Origin of the sequence: Pseudoxanthomonas sp. J35 (genome assembly GCF_000513995.1) — a bacterium.
GTDB lineage: Bacteria > Pseudomonadota > Gammaproteobacteria > Xanthomonadales > Xanthomonadaceae > Pseudoxanthomonas.
Map to the genome: position 1 here is coordinate 35,497 of NZ_AZVB01000008.1, position 21,456 is coordinate 56,952.

The 21,456-nt window shown below is 72.6% G+C and carries 23 protein-coding genes; 4 read left to right on the top strand and 19 right to left on the bottom strand.

Annotated features, from left to right (window positions below; translation table 11 throughout):
- Window positions 1-3: 3 nt before the first annotated feature.
- The 19 genes from rpoN to PSEJ35_RS0106510 all read right to left on the bottom strand — a co-directional run bounded on the left by rpoN (window position 4) and on the right by PSEJ35_RS0106510 (window position 18,704).
- Window positions 4-1,422, bottom strand: coding sequence for an RNA polymerase factor sigma-54 (rpoN, locus tag PSEJ35_RS0106420; protein ID WP_028917075.1), 1,419 nt, complete (start codon window positions 1,420-1,422; stop codon window positions 4-6).
- A gap of 176 nt (window positions 1,423-1,598) precedes the next feature.
- Entirely contained in the window at window positions 1,599-2,231 is a 633-nt protein-coding gene (locus PSEJ35_RS0106425) for a response regulator transcription factor (RefSeq protein ID WP_028917076.1), read from the bottom strand.
- Window positions 2,232-2,367: 136 nt separating this feature from the next.
- A complete protein-coding gene (locus PSEJ35_RS0106430) occupies window positions 2,368-2,946 on the bottom strand; it encodes a PilZ domain-containing protein (protein ID WP_028917077.1) in 579 nt (192 codons plus the stop codon).
- Window positions 2,946-3,239 (bottom strand): hypothetical protein, encoded by a 294-nt coding sequence (locus PSEJ35_RS0106435; protein WP_028917078.1) that lies wholly within the window; start codon window positions 3,237-3,239, stop codon window positions 2,946-2,948. Before PSEJ35_RS0106435 ends, PSEJ35_RS0106430 begins: the two co-directional genes overlap by 1 nt.
- Before the next feature lie 2 nt (window positions 3,240-3,241).
- The gene (fliS, locus tag PSEJ35_RS0106440) at window positions 3,242-3,655 is read right to left on the bottom strand and encodes a flagellar export chaperone FliS (RefSeq protein ID WP_028917079.1); all 414 of its coding nucleotides are present in this window, start codon (window positions 3,653-3,655) and stop codon (window positions 3,242-3,244) included.
- A 137-nt stretch (window positions 3,656-3,792) separates the two neighbouring features.
- On the bottom strand, window positions 3,793-5,112 hold the full coding sequence (fliD, locus tag PSEJ35_RS0106445; RefSeq protein WP_028917080.1) for a flagellar filament capping protein FliD: 1,320 nt from the start codon (window positions 5,110-5,112) through the stop codon (window positions 3,793-3,795).
- Window positions 5,113-5,556: 444 nt separating this feature from the next.
- The gene (locus PSEJ35_RS0106450) at window positions 5,557-6,774 is read right to left on the bottom strand and encodes a flagellin (protein ID WP_028917081.1); all 1,218 of its coding nucleotides are present in this window, start codon (window positions 6,772-6,774) and stop codon (window positions 5,557-5,559) included.
- 260 nt (window positions 6,775-7,034) lie between these two features.
- On the bottom strand, window positions 7,035-8,240 hold the full coding sequence (gene flgL / locus PSEJ35_RS0106455; protein ID WP_028917082.1) for a flagellar hook-associated protein FlgL: 1,206 nt from the start codon (window positions 8,238-8,240) through the stop codon (window positions 7,035-7,037).
- The gene (gene flgK / locus PSEJ35_RS0106460; RefSeq protein ID WP_028917083.1) at window positions 8,237-10,117 is read right to left on the bottom strand and encodes a flagellar hook-associated protein FlgK; all 1,881 of its coding nucleotides are present in this window, start codon (window positions 10,115-10,117) and stop codon (window positions 8,237-8,239) included. Before flgK ends, flgL begins: the two co-directional genes overlap by 4 nt.
- A 5-nt stretch (window positions 10,118-10,122) precedes the next feature.
- A complete protein-coding gene (flgJ, locus tag PSEJ35_RS0106465) occupies window positions 10,123-11,247 on the bottom strand; it encodes a flagellar assembly peptidoglycan hydrolase FlgJ (protein ID WP_028917084.1) in 1,125 nt (374 codons plus the stop codon).
- Entirely contained in the window at window positions 11,247-12,368 is a 1,122-nt protein-coding gene (locus PSEJ35_RS0106470; RefSeq protein ID WP_028917085.1) for a flagellar basal body P-ring protein FlgI, read from the bottom strand. The genes flgJ and PSEJ35_RS0106470 overlap by 1 nt, the downstream gene beginning before the upstream one ends.
- Before the next feature lie 9 nt (window positions 12,369-12,377).
- A complete protein-coding gene (flgH, locus tag PSEJ35_RS0106475) occupies window positions 12,378-13,064 on the bottom strand; it encodes a flagellar basal body L-ring protein FlgH (RefSeq protein ID WP_028917086.1) in 687 nt (228 codons plus the stop codon).
- Window positions 13,065-13,086: 22 nt separating this feature from the next.
- Window positions 13,087-13,872 (bottom strand): flagellar basal-body rod protein FlgG, encoded by a 786-nt coding sequence (gene flgG, locus PSEJ35_RS0106480; RefSeq protein ID WP_028917087.1) that lies wholly within the window; start codon window positions 13,870-13,872, stop codon window positions 13,087-13,089.
- Between the two features lie 196 nt (window positions 13,873-14,068).
- Complete coding sequence (locus tag PSEJ35_RS0106485; RefSeq protein ID WP_028917088.1) at window positions 14,069-14,818, bottom strand: flagellar basal body rod protein FlgF; 750 nt, start codon at window positions 14,816-14,818, stop codon at window positions 14,069-14,071.
- A gap of 97 nt (window positions 14,819-14,915) precedes the next feature.
- Window positions 14,916-16,139 carry a flagellar hook protein FlgE gene (gene flgE, locus PSEJ35_RS0106490; protein ID WP_028917089.1) on the bottom strand — a complete coding sequence of 408 codons (1,224 nt, stop codon included), beginning with the start codon at window positions 16,137-16,139 and terminating at the stop codon, window positions 14,916-14,918.
- A 37-nt stretch (window positions 16,140-16,176) separates the two neighbouring features.
- Window positions 16,177-16,845, bottom strand: a complete 669-nt coding sequence (locus tag PSEJ35_RS0106495) for a flagellar hook capping FlgD N-terminal domain-containing protein (protein ID WP_028917090.1) — start codon at window positions 16,843-16,845, stop codon at window positions 16,177-16,179.
- Between the two features lie 11 nt (window positions 16,846-16,856).
- Window positions 16,857-17,264 carry a flagellar basal body rod protein FlgC gene (gene flgC / locus PSEJ35_RS0106500; protein WP_028917091.1) on the bottom strand — a complete coding sequence of 136 codons (408 nt, stop codon included), beginning with the start codon at window positions 17,262-17,264 and terminating at the stop codon, window positions 16,857-16,859.
- Window positions 17,265-17,267: 3 nt separating this feature from the next.
- Window positions 17,268-17,678 carry a flagellar basal body rod protein FlgB gene (gene flgB / locus PSEJ35_RS0106505; protein WP_028917092.1) on the bottom strand — a complete coding sequence of 137 codons (411 nt, stop codon included), beginning with the start codon at window positions 17,676-17,678 and terminating at the stop codon, window positions 17,268-17,270.
- An 81-nt stretch (window positions 17,679-17,759) separates the two neighbouring features.
- On the bottom strand, window positions 17,760-18,704 hold the full coding sequence (locus tag PSEJ35_RS0106510; RefSeq protein ID WP_028917093.1) for a chemotaxis protein: 945 nt from the start codon (window positions 18,702-18,704) through the stop codon (window positions 17,760-17,762).
- A gap of 97 nt (window positions 18,705-18,801) precedes the next feature.
- Here PSEJ35_RS0106510 and flgA point away from each other — a divergent pair, with 97 nt between their 5' ends.
- The 4 genes from flgA (at window position 18,802) to PSEJ35_RS0106530 (ending at window position 21,454) form a co-directional block, all read left to right on the top strand.
- A complete protein-coding gene (gene flgA / locus PSEJ35_RS0106515) occupies window positions 18,802-19,452 on the top strand; it encodes a flagellar basal body P-ring formation chaperone FlgA (protein ID WP_028917094.1) in 651 nt (216 codons plus the stop codon).
- A 78-nt stretch (window positions 19,453-19,530) separates the two neighbouring features.
- Window positions 19,531-19,836 carry a flagellar biosynthesis anti-sigma factor FlgM gene (gene flgM / locus PSEJ35_RS0106520; protein ID WP_028917095.1) on the top strand — a complete coding sequence of 102 codons (306 nt, stop codon included), beginning with the start codon at window positions 19,531-19,533 and terminating at the stop codon, window positions 19,834-19,836.
- A 2-nt stretch (window positions 19,837-19,838) separates the two neighbouring features.
- Window positions 19,839-20,183 carry a hypothetical protein gene (locus PSEJ35_RS0106525; protein WP_028917096.1) on the top strand — a complete coding sequence of 115 codons (345 nt, stop codon included), beginning with the start codon at window positions 19,839-19,841 and terminating at the stop codon, window positions 20,181-20,183.
- Between the two features lie 98 nt (window positions 20,184-20,281).
- Window positions 20,282-21,454, top strand: coding sequence for an ATP-binding protein (locus PSEJ35_RS0106530; RefSeq protein WP_156924754.1), 1,173 nt, complete (start codon window positions 20,282-20,284; stop codon window positions 21,452-21,454).
- Window positions 21,455-21,456 lie beyond the last annotated feature (2 nt).

A 21,456-nucleotide genomic window follows, 5' to 3' on the forward strand; every position in this document is an offset into this window, starting at 1 on the left:
GCCTCAGCCCGCGCGGGCCAGCAGGTCAGGGGCGTCCCGGCGCCGCTCGCGGGCCGGGGCGATGTTCAGCTGCTCGCGGTACTTGGCCACGGTGCGGCGCGCGATGTGCACCCCCTGGCGGGCCAGCAGCGCGGCGATGGCCTCGTCGGCCAGCGGGCGGTGCGGCGGCTCGGACTCGATCAGGCGCCGGACCATGGCCCTGGCCGCGGCGCCGGAGACGCTGGCGCCCTCCAGGCGCACGGCGAAGAAATGCTTGAGTTCGAACGTGCCGCGCGGAGTCTGGATGTACTTGCCGCTGGTGATGCGCGAGACCGTGGACTCGTGCATGCCGATGGCGTCGGCCACCTCCCGCAGGGTCAGCGGCGCCATTGCCTCCTCGCCGTGGCGCAGGAAGGCGGCTTGGCGTTCGACCAGCACGCGCGCGGTGCGCAGCAGGGTCTCGTAGCGCATGGACAGGCCGCGGGTGAGCCAGCGCGCTTCCTGCAGCAGCTCGCGCATGCGACCGGCGCCTTCGCCCTCGGCCTGGGCCAGGGCGCGCTCGTAGAGCGGGTTGACCGCCAGCCTGGGGGCCGAGGCGGGGTTGAGCGCGACGCGCCATTGCCCGTCCGCGTGCCAGGCGACCACGTCCGGCACCACGTAGCCGGCCTCGGCCGGCTCGGCCTCGGCCTGGGCCGGGCGCGGCTGCAGCGACAGCACCAGGCGCACCGCCTCGGCCACGTCCGCGGTCTCGACCTGCAGCCGGCGGGCGATGGCGGCGTGGTCGTGGACGGCCAGTTCCTCCATGCAGCGTTCGAGGATGCGCGCCGCCAGCGGACGCCGGGGGACCGGGCCGGGCAGGGCGGCCAGCTGCGCCTGCAGGCACTCGCGCAGGTCGCGCGCGGCCAGCCCGGCCGGCTCGCCGTGCAACAGGCGCTGGCGCACGGCCTCGATCCGTTCTGCGGCCACGTCGAACCGGGCGCAGGCGCGCAGCAGCAGGGCGCCGTGGTCGCCGTCCAGGTAGCCGGCGTCGTCGCAGTGCTCCAGCCAGAACGCGGCCAGCTCCAGCGTCCGGGGATCCAGTTCCAGCGCCAGGCGCTGCAGCACGCGCACGCACGGGTCGCTGGACGCCGGCTCGGCGATGCGCTGCATGCGGTCGTCGCCGCCCTCGTTCCAGCCGGCGCCGGCCACGTCCCACAGCACCGGCTCGGGCAACTCGTCGAACGCCGCCGTCTCCAGCGCGGGGATCGCCGCCGCGTCCTGCGCGTCGTCGGCGGCGGCCGGCGGCGTCTCCTCCTCCAGCTCCAGCAGCGGGTTGAGCGCGAGCGCCTGGGCGAGCTCCTGCCGCAACTGCAGCGTGTCCAGCTGCAGCAGGCGGATGGACTGCAGCAGTTGCGGCGTCAAGTGCAACTGCTGCCCCAGCTGGACCGAGGCGGTGGCTTTCATGGTGTTCTTCCCCAGCGCGCCGGAAGTGCGGCGCCGACGGGACCATGCTGCGCCTGCGCCGACGGGAATTGAATCGGGGCGTGCCTGAAGGCGGTAGTCGGCGCCCCTACGGCGTGTAGGGGAATCCCCGATGTCTTCGCGGCTTTCCGACGCGGCCGCGCCGGAAAGCCGGCTGCTCAGCCCAGTTCCTGGCGGTGCTTGACCGCCAGCAGCACCAGTTCGCTGGCGCGCCGGCATCCCAGCGCCTCCATCATCCGGGCGCGGTGGGTCTCCACGGTCTTGACGCTGATTCCCAGCGCCGCGGCGATCTCCTTGCTGCTCAGCCCGCGCCCGATCTGGCCCAGGATCTCGCGTTGCCGCGGCGGCAACCCGGCCACGCCGGCCGGGCGCGAGCGCGCCAGCAGTGGCGCCATCATCTTCGAGGAGATGCGCGGACTGAGGAACATCTCGCCGGCGGCCGCGGCGCGCAGCGCCAGCTCCAGCTCCAGCGGCGCGGCGTCCTTGACCACGAAGCCGGCCGCGCCCCGGTCCAGTGCGTCGCGCACGTGCATCGGATCGTCGTGCATGGACATCATGACCACGCGGGTGCCGGGTGCCCGCTCCAGGATGCCGCTGAGCGCTTCCAGCCCGGTGCGCCCCGGGAGCGAGAGGTCCAGCAGCACCAGGTCGGGCCGGTGCATGGCCGCCAGGTCCACGGCCTGGTCGGCATCGCTGGCCTCGGCGACCACGTCCACGCCCTGGAAGGTCTGCAGGAGCCGGCTGAGCCCGGCGCGCACCAGGGTGTGGTCGTCGACGATCAGAACTCGCACGGGCAGGCGGAAGGTCCCCGGATGGACGCCGCCACCTTAGCCGATCGTGCCGGCCTTTTGTAGGTTGCGCGGTCCGCTGCGAGGCGGTCGCGCCGGCTCCGGCGGCGCTGTGCGCGGCGCAAGGGACGGGGGGCGCTCAGCGCCGCCGTTCGTCGGCGATCTGGCGGCGGTGCATGCGGAACAGGTGCCGCTCGAGCGCGTCCTCCAGTCCCGGTTTCAGCGGCGGGAAGCGCAGCCAGAGCCAGGCGCCCCCGGGCGTTGGAGCGACGGCCAGCACCGTGGCCGGGAGTTCCAGCCGGTCCGGCAGCCAGTCGGCCGGCTGCAGCCGCAGCACGCCGGCGGTCCCGGCCGCGGGCAGGGCGCCGTCGTCGGGCTGGCCGAGCTGCAGGCGCAGGCCCCGTGCCGACCAGCGCAACGGGCAGGCGGGCAGCGCCGGGGCGGACTGGCTCAGCAGCCTGCCGAGCAGCACCAGCGCCAGGTCGAGCTTGGCGTCCATGTGCTGCAGTTGCAGGTGCGCCTCGCCGCGTTCCTCGCCGCCGTCCTCGCTGCGCAGATCCTCGATCCGGGCCAGTCCGCGCAGCAGCGCCTCGGCCTCGGCCTGCCGGCCCGCATCGGCGCCGGCGCGGAAGTCCGCCGGCAGCACCAGCTCGCAACTGAGCGCTTCGGCGAACAGCTCGGCCTCGGCCGCGGGCGCCAACCGTTCCGCGCCGCCCATCACGCTTCCCCCGCATGGGCGTAGGCGCGGGCGACGCGCCCGGAACGGCGTTGCTGGCGCATCGCCGCCAGCAGTTCCTGCTGGCGCTGGCGCATCTGCGCCAGCAATTCCCAGTGCAGCGCCTGCAGGCGTTCCAGCGCCGGGCGCTGGGCCTCCACGTCCACGCCCCGGCAGTAGCTGCGCAGGTGCGCGTCGTGCGCCTGCAGCATCGACGGCAGCTCGGCCAGGCGCTCGCCGGCCAACGCCGCCTGGATGGCGGCGACCTCGGCCTGCAGGGACTCGGCGGTATGCATGCTCAGGAGGTCGCGCCGGCCGTGCGCTGCGACTGGGGAATGGCGTTCCAGGCCGATTCGATCTCGCCCAGCAGTTGCAGCACCTCGTCCAGCACCGCCGCGTCGTTGTGCAGGTTGGCCTCGGTCAGGCGCCGCACCAGGTAGTCGTACAGCGCCGACAGGTTGGCGGCGAGGTCGCCGCCGGCCTCGTGGTCCAGGGACCCGTTCAGGTGGCCGATGATGGCGCAGGCCTCGCCGATCGCCTTGCCCTTGCGGGCCGGATCGTTGCGCGCGATGCAGCCCTGCGCCAGGCGGATGCGCTGGGCCGCGCCCTCGAACAGCAGGGCGATCAGGCGGTGGGGATCGGCCTCGGCCACGCTGGCGGAGATGCCGGTCCGGCGGTACTGCTCGGCGTAGTGGCGGCTGGAACCGTGCATGGGTGGGTCATTCCTCCAAGGGCGGGGCCCGGCGCTCGCGCGGCGCTGCGATGCGATGCGATGCCGCCGCGGATCCGATCGTGGCCGGAAGCAGCGCGACACGGAAATCATCGGCACGCCGGGCCGCGACTTGAGCGTCATCCGCCGTTCCTCGACGAGGCCAGCAGGCTGGAGAGCGAGCTGGTGCTGCTCTGCAATTGCGCGATCATCGTCTCCATGGCCGTGAACTGGGCCGTGTACATGTCCGAGAGCCGGCGCATGCGCAGGTCCAGGTCGTCGAGCTGCCCCTCCAGGTCCTCGATCTGCTTGTTCAGGCTGTCGGTGCGCTGCGCGAGGGTGCCGTCGGTCGAATCCAGATGGCTGTCCAGCAGCCGTTTCATGGCCGCGCCATAGCGGCCGTCCTTGCCGAACATGGCCGCGGCCGCACCGGGATCGGCGGCGAGCGTGTCGTCCAGGGCCGCGGGGTCGAAGCTCATCGTCCCGTCCCTGTCCAGGGCGATGCCCAGCGCCTTGAGCTGGGCCACGTTGGCGCTGACGTGGTCGCGCAGTTGCTGCTGCAGCGAGCGGACCAGCGAATCCCCGGTCAGCGCCGAGGCCGTCCGGGTGGTGCTGTCGTAGCTGCTGGCCGAGCGCAGCGCGCCGACCGCGGCGTTGTAGGCGCTGGCGAAGGCGGTCAGGCTGGTCTTGAGGGGCGCGCTGTCCGAGGCCACGGTCAGCGTGTGCGTGGTGCCCTCGGCGGCCTTGGTCAGGTTGAGCACCACCCCCGGTACGATGTCGCCGATGCTGTTGCTGCCCGCGGACCGCTCGAAGCCGTCCACCCGCACCAGTGCGTCCTGCGCGGCGACCTGCTCGCTCATTCCCGCGACCAGCGCCTGCGGTCCGTCGCCGCTGGCCGAAAGCGACAGGGCGTTGCCCGCGCCGGTGCCCGCCGCGGTCAGGACCAGGTGCCTGCCCTGGTCGGAAACGACCACGCTGGCGACCACGCCCTTGCCGCCGGCCGCCCGGTTGATGGCGGCGGCCACCTCGTCCAGCGTGGCGTCGGCCTCGATCTGCACCGACACGCTCGCATCCTGGCCATGGCCGATGGTCAGCGTGCCGGCGCCCACCACGGCCTCGTCCGCGAACGCGCCCGAGGCCAGTTTCTGCGCGGTGGCCAGCCGCACTACCTCCACGGTGTAGCTGCCGGCCACGGCCTTGGACGTGGCGGTGGCGGCAAACCCCGCCTCGGCGGCCGTAGTCGCCTTGTAGGCCGGTGTGCCGGCCTTGTCGGCGACGCTCTTCAGCGCGGTCTGCAACGCGGTCATGGCGCTCTTGATCTGGCCCACTGCCGAGAGCTTGGCGGTCGCGGCGGCGCCGGCGCCGGTGATGCGCTTTTCCGTCGGCGCGCGCGCCGAGGCGACCAGTTGGGAAACCAGGGACGGGATGTCCAGGCCGGAGCCGATGGGGGAGGTGGCCATGCGCGTTCTCCACGGGCCGGAGGTGACCAGGCGATCTATCGGCCGCCGTCCGCCCGGCTTGAACGACGCCGGCTGCGACCATGCAACTTGCGTGCCGCTGCGTGCGGCCCACGCCGCGCTCGTCCCGAATCCTGCCGGCAGCCCCCATCGTTCGTCCGCAGGGTGATCGGTCCGCACGACGGGTCGGGGTGGAAGCGCGCGCCGGCACCGGAGGGGGTCGCCGTCCCCGCGGACAGGGTTCACCCCTCCCAACAGCATCCTGCTTTCGGTCGGAGCGCAGCGCCTGCCTGTGCCGCTTGCGCCCTATCTCCCCGGGGACCGGCGGCCTCGTGCGGCGACGGCATCGCGGCTGCGAGGCCCCGGGGAGCGTCGCCATGCGGAAGGAAAGGAACCAAAAAGAAGCCCCTCGCGAGAGGGGCTTCCGTTCGGCCGGGTCGGCTGCGGTTACTGCAGCAGGCTCAGCACGTTCTGCGGGATCGACTTGGCCTGGGCCAGCATCGCGGTACCGGCCTGCTGCAGGATCTGCGTGCGGGTCAGCTCGGCGGTCTCCTTGGCGTAGTCGGTGTCGCGGATGCGGCTGCGCGAGGCCGACAGGTTCTCGGAGGTGGTGGCCAGGTTGGCGATGGTCGAGGTGAAGCGGTTCTGCACCGCACCCATGTCGGCGCGGGCCGAGTTGACGCTGGTCAGGGCCTTGTCGACCACTTCCAGAGCCTTCTGCGCACCGACGAAGGTGGAGATGTCCAGGGTGCCGATCTTGGACTGGCTGCTGACGGCGGTGGCGTCCTGGGCCGTGAAGCCGGCGGCGCTGGTGCTCACGCCGGTATCGGCGGTCGCCGTGCCGGCGGTAAAGCCGGAGGTGTACTGGTCGGCCTTGATCGCCTGCAGGGTGATCGCGCCGGTGCTGTCGTCGACCTTGGCATACACGCCGGTCTGGTCCATCTTGTCGTTGATGGCCGAGGCGATCTTCTTGTTGATGTCGACGGCGGTGTCACCGCTTTCGTACTTGACGTCGTCGATGTTGATGGTCTGGGCCGTGGCGCCGGTAGCGGTGCTGGTGACGCCGACGGTGATGCCCGAGATCTTGCCGGCGCCGGTGGCCGGGCCGGAAGCCACCGCACCCACCGCGGCGTCCGTGGCGAAGTTCATGGTGCCCAGCTTGTCGGTGTTGGCGTCGACGATGCTGTTGATGCCGATGGTCTGGCCGGCGTTGGCGCCGACCTGGAACAGGGCGCCGCTGAAGCTGCCGTCCAGCAGCTTGGTGCCGTTGAAGTTGGTCTGGTTGGCGACGCGGTCGATTTCCTTCAGCAGCTGGGTGACTTCGGCGTTCAGCGCCTCGCGGTCGCTGGGGGAATTGGTGGCGTTGGCCGACTGCACCGCCAGTTCGCGGATGCGCTGCAGGTTGTTGCCGATCTCGACCATCGCGCCCTCGGCGGTCTGCGCCAGCGAGATGCCGTCGTTGGCGTTGCGGGCGGCCACGTCCAGGCCGCGGATCTGGGTGGTGAAGCGCTGGCTGATCGCCAGGCCGGCGGCGTCGTCCTTGGCGCTGTTGATGCGCAGGCCGGAGGACAGGCGCTGGATCGTGGTCGCCAGGCTGGCGCTGTTGGTGGTCAGGTTGCGCTGAGCGTTCAGCGACATGACGTTGGTATTGATGACCTGTGCCATTCGATATCTCCTCGGATGCGATTCTTCCGGCGGGCGCGATCGGCGTCGCCAGGACCTTCGCAGGGGGGCCATCACATAGGCCGTTGCCGCTGCTGTGAGGATTAACGGCACTGCGGTTGCGACCTTTAGCGGTCGCTGGCGCGTTTTTTCCGGCGTTGCGCGCCGCAACGAAAGCCAGGAGTGCGGCGTCGGCGAGACGGCGGGAAACTTGAGGCCCGCGCGCAGGATCCGACGGACCCGAGGCCGGGTCGTGCGGGGCGTCAGCGCAGGCGGTCGAACAACGACATCCCCTGCATCCGCACGAACAGGTTCTGCGCGGCCTGCAGCGCGGCCTGCTCGAGCTGGAACTGGCCGATCGCGGCGGCATAGTCCAGGTCGCGGAGCGAGGAGAGCGTGGTCTTGAAGGTGACTTCGTTGGATGCGCGCAGTTCGGCCGCGTCGTCGATGGCCGCCAATTGCGCGCCGCCGGCCGCGCGCGCATCGATCATCCGCTCCGCGGCCTGGCGCACGTCGCGCATGCCGGCCTGGAGCGCGTTCTGCATCGCCGCACGCTGCGCAGGCGTGGCCGGATCGGCGTTCAGGGCCTGGACCAGGTCGGCGATGGTGGCGAACACGTCCTTGCTGGCGGAAGGGCCGATGCCGAAGCTGTCGCCGGCGGCGGGCTGGCCGGCGACGGTCAGGCGCAGGCCGGCGAAGGCGATTTCCGCGCCGTCGGCATATGCGCCGGTGGCCACTTCGTTGCCGTCCTCGTCCACCACCCGGTACGCGTCCGGAGCGGTGAACTCCACGGTGTAGCGGCGGCCGTCCCACGCCTCCGTGCCGGGCGCGCGGCCGTAGTCCATCAGCAGGCCGGTGCCGGTGTTGCCGGGCGAGGCCTGCGCGTCCACGGTGCCGTCGCCGGTGCGGATGCGCATGAAGATCTCGCTGCCGGGCAGGGCGTCGTCGACGAAGGCGCCGGGCGCCACTTCCACGCGGCGTTGCGTCTGGTCGCCGTTGTAGACCACCCGGCCGGCGACCTGCGAGAACGGGGCGGTGTCGTCGGCGGCGCCGGCGAACAGGTAGCGTCCGGCGCCGTCGGTGCTGTTGGCCAGGCTCAGCAGGCTGTCGTGGATGGCCGCCAGTTCGGCGGCGATGGCCTTGCGATCGGCATTGCTGAGTGCGGCGCTGTTGGCCTGGATCGCCAGGTCGTTGACCTGCGCCATCAATTCCCCGGCCTGCTGCAGCGCGTTTTCCTGCAGGCCCAGGCGATTCTGCACGGTATTGGCGTTCTTGCCGAATTGCTCCAGCGCCGCCAGCGCGCGGTCCAGTCCCACGGCCGCGCCGGCGGCGACCGGGTCGTCCTTGGCGGTGACCAGTTTCTGCCCGGTGGCCAGTTGCTGCTGGAGGTGCGACAGCCGCGCCTGCTTGCCCAGCATCAGGCTCACCGACTGCTGGTAGATCGCCGCGGTGGAGATGCGCCCGTTCATCGCCGCACCGCGCCGAGGATGGACTGGAACATGGCGTCGGCGGTGGCGATGATCTGCGCCGCCGCCTGGTAGGCCTGCTGCAACCGGAGCATGTTGGCCGCCTCCTCGTCGAGGTTGACGCCGGACACCGCCTCGCGCGCGGCCACGGCGTCGTCGTGGATGACCTGCTGCGCATCGGCCGAGTATTGCGTCTGCCGCGCGGCCGAGCCGACCGCGGCGACCAGTCCGCCGAGTGCGTCGTTCAGGCTGGAGGTGCCGCCGCCGAGCACGGGCGCGCCGTCCAGGCCGGCCAGGCGGGCGGCGTTGCCGTTGTCGCCCGAGCGCGGCGGAGTGGCGGCGACTACGAAGCGGTCGCCGGCGGCCGGCGCGCCGTCCAGCACCAGGCTCCAGCCGTTGGCCGACAGGGTCTGCCCGGGGGTGTACGGGTAGGGCCCCTGGCCGTCGATGGTGTACTGGCCGGCATCGATGAACTCGATCGCCACCTCGTCCAGCAGCGCCGGGTGCGTCGCGTCGTCCACGCGCAGGCCCGACAGGCGACCGCTGCCGAGGTTGCCCAGTTGCGCGCTGGCCGAGACCGGGGTGGCCGCGGCGATGCGGGAGGGATCGGTGATGGCCAGGCCCAGCCCGGATGCGGCGCCGGCGGTGGGCTGCAGCAGGAAGCGGTCGCCTTCGGCGGGGGGCGGGGCGGTGGACACCACCAGCGCCAGGCCGTCCACCCGCAGCGGGTCGCCCGCGGTGCCGCTGCCGGACAGCGCCACCGGCGCTCCCGTGTCCACCCGGTGCGCGGTCCAGCCGGCGCCGTCGAAGCGCAGCACCAGGTCCTGGCCGGTCAGCCGCGAGACATCGTCGACCCGTGCGGCGACACTGGCGCCGCTGCCATTGCCGGCGCGCGCGGCGACCCGCGGCGCGGGTACGGCGAAGAAGTCCCCGCCCAGGTTGCCGTAGAGGTCCATGCCCGCGCGGTGGCCGGCGTTGAAGGTCAGGGCCGTGGCCACGGCGATGCGCCCCAGCTCGGCCGCCGCCGGGTCCAGCACGCTGCTGCGGAACTCGATCAGCCCGCCCATGCGGCCGCCGAGGCTGCGCTGGTCCAGGGGCACGGTGGTGCCCTGGCTGGTGAGCGCCAGTTGCAGCCGCTCCGGCCGGTAGGGGTCGGCGACCGTGGAAAGCGTGGAGGCGCGGCTGCCGATCACCAGCGCCTGGCCGCCGGCGGTGAACACGTTGATCGTGCCGCCGTCCTGGACGACCGCGGTGCCGCCGGTGTAGGCGGCCAGTTCCCGCACCAGCTGGTCGCGCCGGTCCAGCAGGTCGGGCGCGGCGCTGGCGGCGTCGCCGATGCGGGCATTGAGGCGCGCGATCTCGGCCGCCAGCCGGTTGATCTCCTGTGCGCCGGCGACCAGGCCCTGGCCGACTTCCGCATCCAGGGCGCGCAGTTGCGCGTCCAGCTGGCCGAAGCGGCCGGCCAGCGCCTTGCCCTGCGCCAGGAGTTGCTCGCGCCCGGCGGCGGCCGAGGCATCGGAGGAGAGCGCGGACACCGCGTCGAAGAAGCTGGACCAGGCGCCGGAGAGGCCGGTGGCGGGATCGGAGAACAGCTTGTCCACGCGCCCGGACAGGCCGGCCAGCTGCTGCAGCCGCGCCAGTTCGCCGCCGCTGTCCAGCAGCCGCGAGTTGGCCAATTCGTCGCCCAGGCGGCGGATGTCGGCGATGGTGGCGCCGTTGCCGACGTAGCCGTACCCCTGGAAGGTGGGGTTGCGGGTGGCGAACTCGGCGCGCTGCCGGCTGTAGCCTTCGGTGTTGAGGTTGGCGACGTTGTGGCTGACGGTGGCCAGGGCGCGTTGGAACGCGATCAGGGCGCCGGTGCCGGTGGACAGGACGGACATCGGGATTATCTCCGGGTGGCGGCGCCCAGGGCGCTGGCGACGGCCTGGCCGGCGCCCGCCGGCGCCGCGGCCCGCATGTGTGCGGCGACCCCGGCGATCGCCTCCGCCGCGCGGCCGATGGTCGGCCCGTTGGCGATGGCGGCGATCTTGGCCGCATAGGAGGGATCGGTGGCGTAGCCGGCCTGTTGCAGGGCGCGGGCGAAGCGGCCGACGTCGCCGCCGGACTGCAGCGCCTGGCGGTAGCGCGGGTTCTCCTTCAGCAGCCGCACGTAGTCGGCGAAGCTCTCGGCCGGCGATGCATAGGCGCGGAATTGCGCGGTCTCGCGCCGGCGCACGCCGTCCACATATTCGTGGGTGCTCGCGGTGGCGCGCTCGCCGCGCCAGCCGGCGGCCTTGATCCCGAACAGGTTGTGCGCGCTACCGCCGTCCGCGCGCTGGATCTGCCTGCGGCCCCAGCCGGTTTCCAGCGCGGCCTGGGCCACGAGCGCGCGCGCGTCCACGCCTAGCTCGCGGGCCGCGGCCTGGGCGTGGTGCCAGATGCCGGCCACGAAGCGTTCCGGGCTGCGCGGGGCGAAGCCGGCGGCGGCCTGTTCCGCCGCGGCGGCGGCCGCCGGATCAGGTTCGCGCGCGGAGGCCAGCGCAGCGCGCGGCGCGGCCATCAGCCGCTGCACCAGCGCGTCCAGCGGCGAGGCGCCATCGGACGCACCCTCGGCCTCACGGCCGGCGATCAGGTCCAGGGCGCGGTCCACGGCGGTGGCCACCGGCGCTGCGGTGGCCGCGTCGGTGCGCGCGTAGGCCGCCGCCGCGCGCGTCGGGCCGATGCGGGCGTCCGGCGCCGGGGGCGCCTGCGTCTCGGCCGCGCCGCTCTGCCGGGCCAGCTGGCGCGCGATCATCGGCGCCAGCCCCAGGCCCTTGCCCTCGGTCAGGGCCTGGGCCAGCCGCTGGTCGTAGAGGTCGCGGAAGGTCCGGTTCTCGCCCGGGAACAGGGCGTCGCCGAAGCTGGCGTCGCGCATGCTCTTGACCAGCATCTGCGCGAACTGGCCCTCGAGCTGGCGCGCGACCTGGTCGATGCGCGCGGCATCGGCCCGCGGCGCGGGCGCCAGCTCCATCGGCGACCCGGCGATGCGCATCAGATCACCTCCAGCTCCACGCGCAGCGCACCGGCCTGGCGCAGCGCCTCGAGGATGGCGATCAGGTCGCCCGGCGCCGCCCCGACCTCGTTCACCGCGCGCACGATCTCGTCCAGGGTGGTGCCGCCTTCGAACTTGAACATGCGGCTGCCTTCCTGCGAGGTGCCGACGGTGGAGGAGGGCGCGACGACGGTGCTGCCGCCGGTGAAGGCGCCCGGCTGGCTGACCTGCAGGTCCTCGCCGATGGTGACGGTCAGCGCGCCGTGCGAGACCGCGGCCGGCATCACCCGCACCTGCGAGCCGATCACCACCGTACCGGTGCGCGAGTTGACGATCACCTTGGCCGGCGCACTGCCCGGGGTGAGTTCCAGGTTTTCGACCCGGGCCAGGAAGCCGATCCGCGCGCCCGGGTCGGTGGGTGCCGCGAGCGCGACGGTGACCCCGTCCACCGCCCGCGCCACTCCCGGGCCGAAGGCCTGCTCCAGCGCCTGCACCATGCGCGCGACGGTGGTGAAGTCGTTGCGGTGCAGGTTCAGTTTGATCTCGCCGCCGGCGCCGAACACGTCCGGCAGCGCGCGCTCGACCGTGGCGCCGTTGGGGATGCGGCCGACGCTGGGCACGTTCACCGACACCCGCGAGCCGTCCCGTCCCTGGGCGCCGAAGCCGCCGACCACCAGGTTGCCCTGGGCGATGGCGTAGACCTGGCCGTCGGCGCCGCGCAGCGGTGCCATCAGCAACGAGCCGCCGCGCAGGGAGACCGCGTTGCCGATCGAGGACACGGTCACGTCGATGGTCTGGCCGGGCTTGGCGAAGGGCGGCAGTTCGGCGTGGATCGCCACCGCGGCCACGTTCTTCAGCTGCGGGTTGACGTTGGGCGGGATGGTCACGCCCAGTTCGCCGAGCATGTTCCTCAGGCTCTGCACGGTGAACGGCGCCTGGCTGGTGCGGTCGCCGCTGTTGTCCAGGCCCACCACCAGGCCGTAGCCGACCAGGGCGTTGCCGCGCACGCCGCCGACGCTGGCCAGGTCCTTGATGCGCTCGGCCTGGGCCGGGAGCGCGACCAGCAGCAGGAGGACCGACAGCCACCTGGGGCGAGTGCGGGACGAAGGCTCGGGTTGCATGGGGGCTCCTCAGTAGGGCGCCAGGCGCGAGTTGAAGAAGCGGCCCAGCCAGCCCATCGCGTTGGACTGCGCCAGCGCACCGCGGCCGCCGTAGACGATCCGGGCCTGGCCGACCTTGCTCGAGGGCACGGTGTTGTCGTGGCCGATGTCGGCCGGGCGCACGATGCCCTGGATCTGCACCAGCTCGTCGCCCTGGTTCAGACGCAGGTTCTTTTCGCCCTGGACCACCAGGTTGCCGTTGGGCAGGCGCTGGACCACGGTGACGGTGACGCTGCCCTGCAGGCGGTTGCTCTGCTGGCTGCGGCCCTGGCCGTCGAACTCGCGCTCGGCGGCGGCCGAGGCCGAGAGGATGTCGCGCCCGTGGTAGGTGACCGGCCCGCCGAACAGCGCCGGCGCCGAGACCTCGATCTGGCCGTTCTTGGCCACCTGCGTGCTGGCGCTGGTCTGCGCGGTGGTGGACTCGACCAGCTGGATGGTCAGCAGGTCGCCGACGTCGCGCGCGACGCGGTCGGCGTACAGCGACAGCCCCTGTCCGCCCGGGTAGATCGCCCCGGGGGTGGCCGGCGTGGCGGTGGCCGCCAGCGGCGCCACCGGCGCCATGGGCGGGTAGGGACGCACGTCGCCGGCGGCGACGCAGCCGCCCAGCGACAGCGCGGCGGTCGGGAGCAGGGCGAGGAACAGTGCCTGGCGCTTCATGGCGGGCCTCGTGGTGCCGCGGTCAGACGTTGTTGTTCAGGTAGCCGAGCATGGCGTCCGTGGTGGAGATGGCCTTGGCGTTCATCTCGTAGGCGCGCTGCGTCTCGATCATGCTCACCAGCTCCTCCACCACGTTGACGTTGCTGCCCTCCAGCGATCCCTGCACCAGCAGGCCCAGGCCGTTGAGGCCGGGCGTGCCGTTCTGCGCCGGCCCCGAGGCGGTGGTCTCCACGTAGAGGTTCTCGCCGCGCGCCTGCAGGCCGGCCGGATTGACGAAATCGGTCAGGGTCAGCGCCCCGATCTCCAGCGACTGCGCCTCGCCGGCCACCTGCACCGTCACCGTGCCGTCGTTGCCGATGGTCAGCGACTGCGCGCCCTCGGGGATCTGGATGCCCGGCTGCACCGGATAGCCGCTGCTGGTGACCAGTTCGCCCTGGGCGTTGACCTGGAAGCTGCCGTCGCGGGTGTAGGCCGAGGTGCCGTCGGGCATCAGCACTTCGAAGAACCCGCGGCCGTTGATCATCACGTCCAGCGACCGCCCGGTCTGCTGCGGATTGCCCTGCTGGAAGTCCTTGGCGGTGGACACCACGCGCACCCCGGTGCCCAGCTGCAGGCCGGAAGGCAACTGGGTCTGCGCCGAGGTCGCGCCGCCCGGCTGGCGCACCTGCTGGTACAGCAGGTCCTCGAAGTTGGCGCGGTCGCGCTTGAAGCCGGTGGTGTTGGTGTTGGCCAGGTTGTTGGCCACCACCGACATCCGCGTCTGCTGTGCGTCCAGTCCGGTCTTGGCGACCCACAGTGCCTGGTTCATGGCGCATACCTCGGAAGACGGAGTGACGCGGGGAAACATGCAGGGCGCGTGCCAGAACCGCGGCGCCTGCGCGCGACGACGCTTCGATATCGACGCCCACCCCTTGCGGGCGCCCTGGCCCTCGGGAGTCGATGGCCGCGCGGCACGGCCGGCGCCCCTGGCGCCCGGCCCGGCGACGATCGATTGACGCCCGGCCTCAGCCGCCCAGGCGCAGCAGGGTATTGGCCGCCTGCGCATTGTCGTCGCCGCGCTGGATCACCTTGACCTGCATTTCGAACTGCCGCTGCAACTGGATCATCTGCACCAACGCCCCGGCGGCGTCGACATTGCTCTCCTCCAGCATCCCGGTGGACAGGACCGCACCGGCGGCCGGCGGCGGCGGCTGCGCCGGGTCGGCGCTGCGCATCAGCCCGTCCAGGCCGCGCACCAGCCGGTCCGGGGTGGCCTGGACCACGTGCAGGCGGCCGACTTCGGCCAGGGTGTCCGCGCCCTGACCGAGCGGGACGATGGAGAGCGTGCCGTCGTGGCCGATCTCCAGCGCCTGGTGCGGGGGCAGGGCGATGGGATTGCCCTGCGGGTCCAGCAACGGCCGCCCGCCGGCGGTGACCAGCTGCCCGTTGGGCGTCAGCGCCAGATTGCCGGCGCGGGTATAGGCCTGGCTGCCGTCCGCGGCCTGCACCGCCAGCCAGCGGTCCGGGTGCAGCGAGACGTCCAGCGGGTTGCCGGTCACCCGCTGCGCGCCGGCGCGGGCGTCGAAGCCCTGGTCCACGTGCAGCGCCGCGGTGCGCGAAGCGTGCCCCGGGCCGTGCACCGGAAACGCCTCGGTATTGGCCAGCGCCGCCTTGAACCCGGCGGTGTCGGCATTGGCCAGGTTGTGCGAGACCGTGCCCTGCGCCTGCAGGGAGGCGCGGGCGCCGGTCATGGCGATGTAGAGGGCTTTGTCCATGGCGGCCGGACTCCGGGCGGGGCGGGGACCGGTGCGGGGCGACCGGGACGGGCCGGCCGGCGCTTGCGCGACGCCCTGGCCCTGTCCCGGAGCCCGGTCACCGGATGTTGATCACTGTCTGCGTGACCTGGTCCTGGGTGGTGATCATCTGCGCGTTGGCCTGGAAGTTGCGCTGGGCCACGATCATGTTCACCAACTGCTCGGTCAGGTCCACGGTCGAGGACTCCAGCGCGCCGGACTGGATCTGGCCGAAATCCGAGGTATCCGGCGCGCCGGTGCGCGGCGTGCCCGAGGCGTAGCTCTCGCCCCACATGTTGTTGCCCTGCGGCTGCAGGCCCTGGGGGTTGACGAAGGTGGTCAACGCCACCTGGCCCAGGGCCACGTCGGCACCGTTGGAGTAGCGGGCGAACACCACGCCCTCCTGCGAAATGCTGATCTCGTTGAGCTTGCCGCTGGCGTAGCCGTCCTGGTTCACCCCGCGCAGCGCGAAGCGCTCGCCGTACTGGGTGGTGCCGGTCAGGTCCAGGGTCATGTTCAGCACGCCCGCGCCGGTGGCCGGGGTGAACGGGTCCATGACGATCCGGCCGTTGGCCGGGACCAGCAGCTCGCCGCTGTCGGAGAACTGCAGTGTCGTCGGCGTGCCGACCTGGGTGCCGTCGACGTAGTTGTAGACCTGCCATTCGTTCGGGTTGGCGGTCTTGACGAAGTACGAGGTCTGCACGTGGCTGACGCCCAGCGAGTCATACACGGTCACTCCGCCCGTGGATTCGTTGTAGGTGTTGGCGTCGGCCGGGTCGAACGGAGCCACTGCCGGCGCGGCGGCGTTGCCGGGCAGCGTGGCCATCAGCTCCACCAGCCCGGTCTGCCGCGGCGGGCTGTCGGTGGTCTGCAGTCGCAGGTCGCCCATGCGGCCCACGTCGAAGCCCTCGCCGTTGCTGCGCGGGGCGAACACCTGCAGGCGCGCGCCGTCGGGGGTGACGACGAAGCCCTGGTTGTCGGTCTGGAAGTTCCCGGCGCGGGTGTACAGGGTGGCGCCGTTCTTGTTGACGGTGAAGAAGCCCTCGCCGTCGATGGCCATGTCCAGGCTGCGCCCGGTGGGCTCGATGTTGCCCTGGGAGAACTGCTGGGCGACGTTGGTCAGGCGCACCCCGGCGCCGATGGCGTTGCGCGCCAGCCCCCAGGACGTGTACGAGAACAGGTCCGCGAACTCGGCCCGGGACTCCTTGAAGCCGGTCGTGTTGACGTTGGCGATGTTGTTGGCGGTGACGTTGAGGTCGCTGCTGGCGGCGTTGATGCCGGACAGGGAGGTGTTGAAGCTCATGGCGTACTCCTGCGGAAGGCTTGCGGAGGAACGGTGCTCAGCTCACGCGGAGCACGTAGTCGAGCGGGGCGGTGCCCAGGCCGGGCAGGTTGACGTGCAGGCCGTCGCTGCCGACGGTCACGCTCTCCACCCGCCCGTGGACGTAGGTGTCCAGCCGGGTGATGGCGCCGGTGGCGTCCACGTGCCGGGCCTGGATGCCGTAGGCCCCGGGCGGCAGCCGCTCGCCGGCCGCGTCGGTGCCGTCCCAGGCGAAGGCGACCTCGCCGGAGCGTTCGGCCGCGACGCTGAACTCGCGCACGGTGCGGCCGCTGGCGTCGGTGACCTGGAACACCACCGTCCCGGCGTTGGGCGCGGCCACCGCGCCGCTGGCGCCGCCGTCCTGGCCCAGCGCCACCTTGGCCGAAGGCACCAGCACGGTCCGGCCGACCAGGGAGGCGCCGCGCAGCAACTGGTCCGCCCCCAGCGCGGCGGAGAAGTCGCGGACCTGGCCGTTGAGGTCCTGGATGCCCTGGACCGTGGAGAACTGCGCCAGTTGCCCGAGGAAAGCGCTGTTCTCCATCGGCTTGAGCGGGTCCTGGTGCTTGAGCTGCTCGGTCATCAGGCGCAGGAAATCGGCCTGGCCGAGCGCGGCGTCCTTCTTGTCCTGCTGCGCCGGAGGCGCGGCCAGGCCGAGGCTGGCATAGATGTCGCTGGCGATGCTGTTCACGCGCGGACTCCTCAGCGGCCCATGGTCAGGGTGGCCAGGGCGAGTTCCTTGGCGGTGTTGATCACTTCCACGCCGGCCTGGTAGCTGCGCGAGGCGGAGATCAGATCGACCATCTGCGCCACCGGGTCCACGTCCGGCGCGAACACGTACCCGTCCGCGTCGGCCAGCGGATGGCCGGGCTCGTAGCGGCGCACCGGCGGCGCTTCGCTCTGGGCGATCTGGCGCACGCGCACGCCGGTGAGGCTGGGGTCGCTGGCGCTGGCCTGTGCCTGGAACACCGGCTGCAGCGGCCGGTAGACGGCCTCGGGCGAGCCGGCCACCGAGTCGGCGTTGGCCAGGTTGCTGGCGATGGTGCTCAGGCGCACGGACTGCGCCTGCAGCGCGGAACCGGCGACGTCGAAGATCGGCAGGTTGCTCATGGCTTACTGTCCGGTGATGGCGGTGAGCAGGGTGCGCACCTTGGATTCGAGGAAGCTCAGCGAGGCGCGGTACTCCAGCGCGGCGCGGCCGTAGGCGGCGCGCTCGGCGTCCGGATCCACGGTGTTGCCGTCCAGGCTGGGCTGGCCGGCCGGGCGCGCAAACCGGAACGGCGCCGCGCCCAGGTCCAGGGCATCGCCGAGGTGGCGCTCGTGGGTGGCGCGCGCGCCGGGCACGGCGCTGCCTTCGCGCTGGCGGCGCGCCGCGGCCAGGGCGGCGTCGAAGTCCAGGTCCTGGGCCTGGTACCCCGGGGTGTCGGCGTTGGCCAGGTTGCTGGCGAGCAGCTTCATGCGTTGCTCGCGCAGCGGCAGGGCGTCGGCGTGCACGCCGAAATAGGTGGAGATCGGGTCGGGCATGGGCGCCTCCGGGCGGACCGTCGCCCGGAAGACAGGCAAGGCGCGTGCCAGGACCGGCCGGCGAGAACGGGGGCGCGCGGCTCAGGCGCCCCCGGCCACCTCGCGCAGCCGCACCAGCACGTGCTCGGCCAGCTCGTGCGGGCTGTACTTGGCGACGAAGGCGTTGGCGCCCACCCGTTCGACCATGGCGTTGTTGAACACCCCCGACAGCGAGGTGTGCAGCAGCACGTACAGTCCCGCCAGGGCCGGGTGGCGCCGGATTTCCGTCGTCAGGGTGTAGCCGTCCATCGCCGGCATCTCGATGTCGGAGATCACCATGGCGTAGCGGCGGGTCGGGTCCTCGCCGCCTGCGTGCACCTGCAGCAGGTGGTCCAGCGCCTGGCGGCCGTCCGACAGCAGGGTCACGCCCACTCCCAACTGGTCCAGCATGCTGCGCATCTGCTGCCGCGCCACCCGCGAATCGTCCACCACCAGGACCTGCAGCGGCGGCGACCCGGGCGGCAGCACCATCTCCGGCGAAAGCACCGCGTCCATCCGCGAACGGGTGATGTCCGCCAGCACGCTCTCCACGTCCAGCACCTGGATCAGCTCGTCCTGGAAGCGGGTCACGGCCGTCAGGTAGGTACTCTCGGCCCCCAGGTCCGGGGGCGGGTGGATGTCCTCCACGGCGATGTTGACGATGCGCTCGACGTCGCTGACCAGGAAGCCCTGCACCGAGCGGTTGAACTCGGTCACCACCAGGTACTGGGTGTCCGCATCCCCCGGCGCGTTGCGCTCGGGATGGCCGATCGCTAGGCCCAGGTCCAGCACGGGGACCGAGCGGCCGCGCACGTCCGCCGCGCCCACGAACTGGCCCGGCAGCCCGGGCAGCTGGAACAGCGGCGGGCGCCGCAGCACCTCCTGCACCTTGAAGACGTTGACGCCAAAAAGCTGGCGGCCGCCGAGGCGGAACAACAGCAGCGCCAGGCGGTTGTGGCCTGCCAGGCGGGTGCGCTGGTCGATCCGGTTGAGCAGGTTGTACGCCATGTGCCCGGTATCGGCGGGGCGGTCGCGGCCTTGAGCGCAGCCGCGGCACGCCGCTTGCATGGGCTAGGGCAGGTTGTCGTCCCTCACAGGTCCGCCGATGTCGCTGCCGTCCCGCCTCGCACTCGTGTTCCTGCTCGGCCTGCCGATACCGGCGGTGGCGGGCGGCGGCTTCCAGCCGGTGGCGTCGATCCGCGAGGCGGCCCTGTCGGCCGTGCCCGGCGGGCAGGCCGAGGCCAGCCTGGATCCGGCCCTGCGCATGCCGTTGTGCGGGCGGCCGCTGGTCGCGCGGCAGGCGTCGGCGGGCACGGTCGAGGTGGCCTGCCCGGACGGCTGGCGCCTGTTCGTCCCGGTGCGGCAGCGGCGCAGCCAGGCGGTGGTGGTGCTGGCGCGGGGCGTAGCGGCCGGCGAGCCGGTCGCGGCCGAGGCCCTGGCCACCGAGCAGCGCGACGTCTCGCGCATCGCCGGGGCGGCGCTGTCGGATCCGGCGCAGGCGGTCGGGCGGGTGGCCCGGCGGACCCTGCCGGCCGGCACGGTGCTTTCGGCCAGCGACCTGGCCGCGCCCCGGCTGGTACGCCGCGGCGATACGGTCGCACTGGTCTCCCGGCGCGGGGGCGTCGAAGTCCGGGTGGCCGGACGCGCCCTGGGCGACGCCGGCCAGGATGAGCGGGTCACGGTGGAGAACCTGTCCTCGCGCAAGGTCCTGCAGGGGCGGGTGGGGGCGGGCGGCGACGTCCTGGTCGGCCCATGAACCCGCCCCCCCCGGTCCGCTAAAGTCATCCCTGTCCCTGCCGATACCCCTCGCGTACCCGTACAAGGATCCGCTCCCATGAGCCAGAAGATCGAAGGCGTCCCGCCCCCGGCCGTGCGCGGCATCGACCCGGCCGCCGGCCGCGTCGCTCCCGCCGGTGCGGACCGTTCCGCCCCGGTCCAGGCCGCCCAGCCCGGCGACAGCCTGCGCCTGACCGGCGAGACCGCGGGCCTGCAGGCGCTGCAGCGCGAGCTGGCCGCGGCGCCCGCGGTGGACGCCGCGCGCGTGGCCCAGGTCCGGCAGGCGCTGGAAGCGGGCAGCTACCGCGCCGACCCGGCGGCCATCGCCGACCGCATGCTCCGGATGGAGCGCCTGCTGGGCTGACCATGGACCGCGCGCACGCCAGCGACGATGCCCTGGACCGCCTGGCCGCGGCGCTGGCCGAGGAACGGCGCGCGCTGCTGGACCACGATGTGGAGCTGCTGGTCCGCGCCACCCAGGAGAAGCTCGCCGCGCTGCGCGCGCTGGAAGCCGCGCTGCCGGACGGCCACGCGCAGCGGCTGGCCGAACTGGCCGAGGCCAACCGCAGCAATGGCGCGCTGCTGGCGCGGCGGCGGCGCGAGGTGAACTGGGCCCTGCGGCACCTGGGACGCCTGGAGAGCGCGCCCGAGTACGACGCGCGCGGCCAGGCGCAGCAGCCGCGGCCGCGCCGCGACCTGGCCGTGGCCTGACCCGCGGCGCCCGTCCCGGGCGGTAGAATCGCGCGCTCGCGATTCGACGGCCCAGCCCCGTGAACACTCCCAACGAAGGCCCCGCGCCTTCCCTCCGCATCCTCGAAGCCCTCGGCCGGCGCCTGCGGGAAGGCGTGCTGCTGTTCGGCGCCGACGGCCGGCGCCTGTACGCCAACGATGCCGCCCGCGAACTGTGCCGCGCCTGTTACCCGCGCGACCTGGAGCAGGGCCTGTCGCTGGACGGCCTGCTGCCGCGCGAGGCCCTGCCGCACGCCCGCGAGCACGGCCGCTGGAGCGGGCATCTGTCCTTCGGCGAGCAGCGCATGCTGCTGGTGCACGCCTACCACGCCGAGGAAGAGGGCGGCTGCTACCTGGTGCTGATGCAGGACATGCGCCTGATCCGCGCCCACGACCAGGAACTGCTGCGCCGCCACGCCGAGCTGAACGTGCGCCTGACCGCGGCGCAGGAGAAGCTGCTGCAGGCCGAGAAGCTGGCCTCGATCGGCCAGCTGGCGGCGGGCGTGGCCCACGAGATCAACAATCCGATCGGCTACGTGCACTCCAACCTGGGCAGCCTGCAGGAGTACCTGCACAGCCTGTTCGCGCTGATCGACGCCTACGAGCGCGCGCTGCGCTCGCCGGACCCGCGGGCCATGCTCCCGGAGATCGACCAGACCCGCGCGCGGCTGGACATCGACTTCATCAGCCGCGACCTGCCGCAGCTGATGACCGAGTCGCGCGAGGGCATCGAGCGCGTCACCCGCATCGTGCGCGACCTGAAGGACTTCTCCCGTTCCGACCGCGACGAGTCGTGGAAGCTGGTGGACCTGCACGCCGGGCTCGAGTCGACCCTCAACATCATCTGGAACGAGCTCAAGTACAGGACCACGCTGGAGAAGTCGTACGGCGAGCTGCCGCTGGTCGAGTGCCTGCCCTCGGAACTCAACCAGGTGTTCATGAACGTCCTGATCAACGCCGGCCAGGCCATCGGCGAGCGCGGCACCATCCGCGTGAGCACCGGGCACGAGGGCGACGAGGTCTGGGTGGAGGTGAGCGACAGCGGCCCGGGCATCCCGCCCGACGCCCTGCAGCGGATCTTCGATCCGTTCTTCACCACCAAGCCGGTGGGCAAGGGTACCGGGCTGGGTCTGTCCATCTCCTACGGCATCGTCGCCAAGCACCACGGCCGCATCGACGTGGACAGCCGGCTGGGCGAGGGCTCGCGCTTCCGCATCGTGCTGCCGGTGCGCCAGCCGAAGGCCGCGGCCTGAGC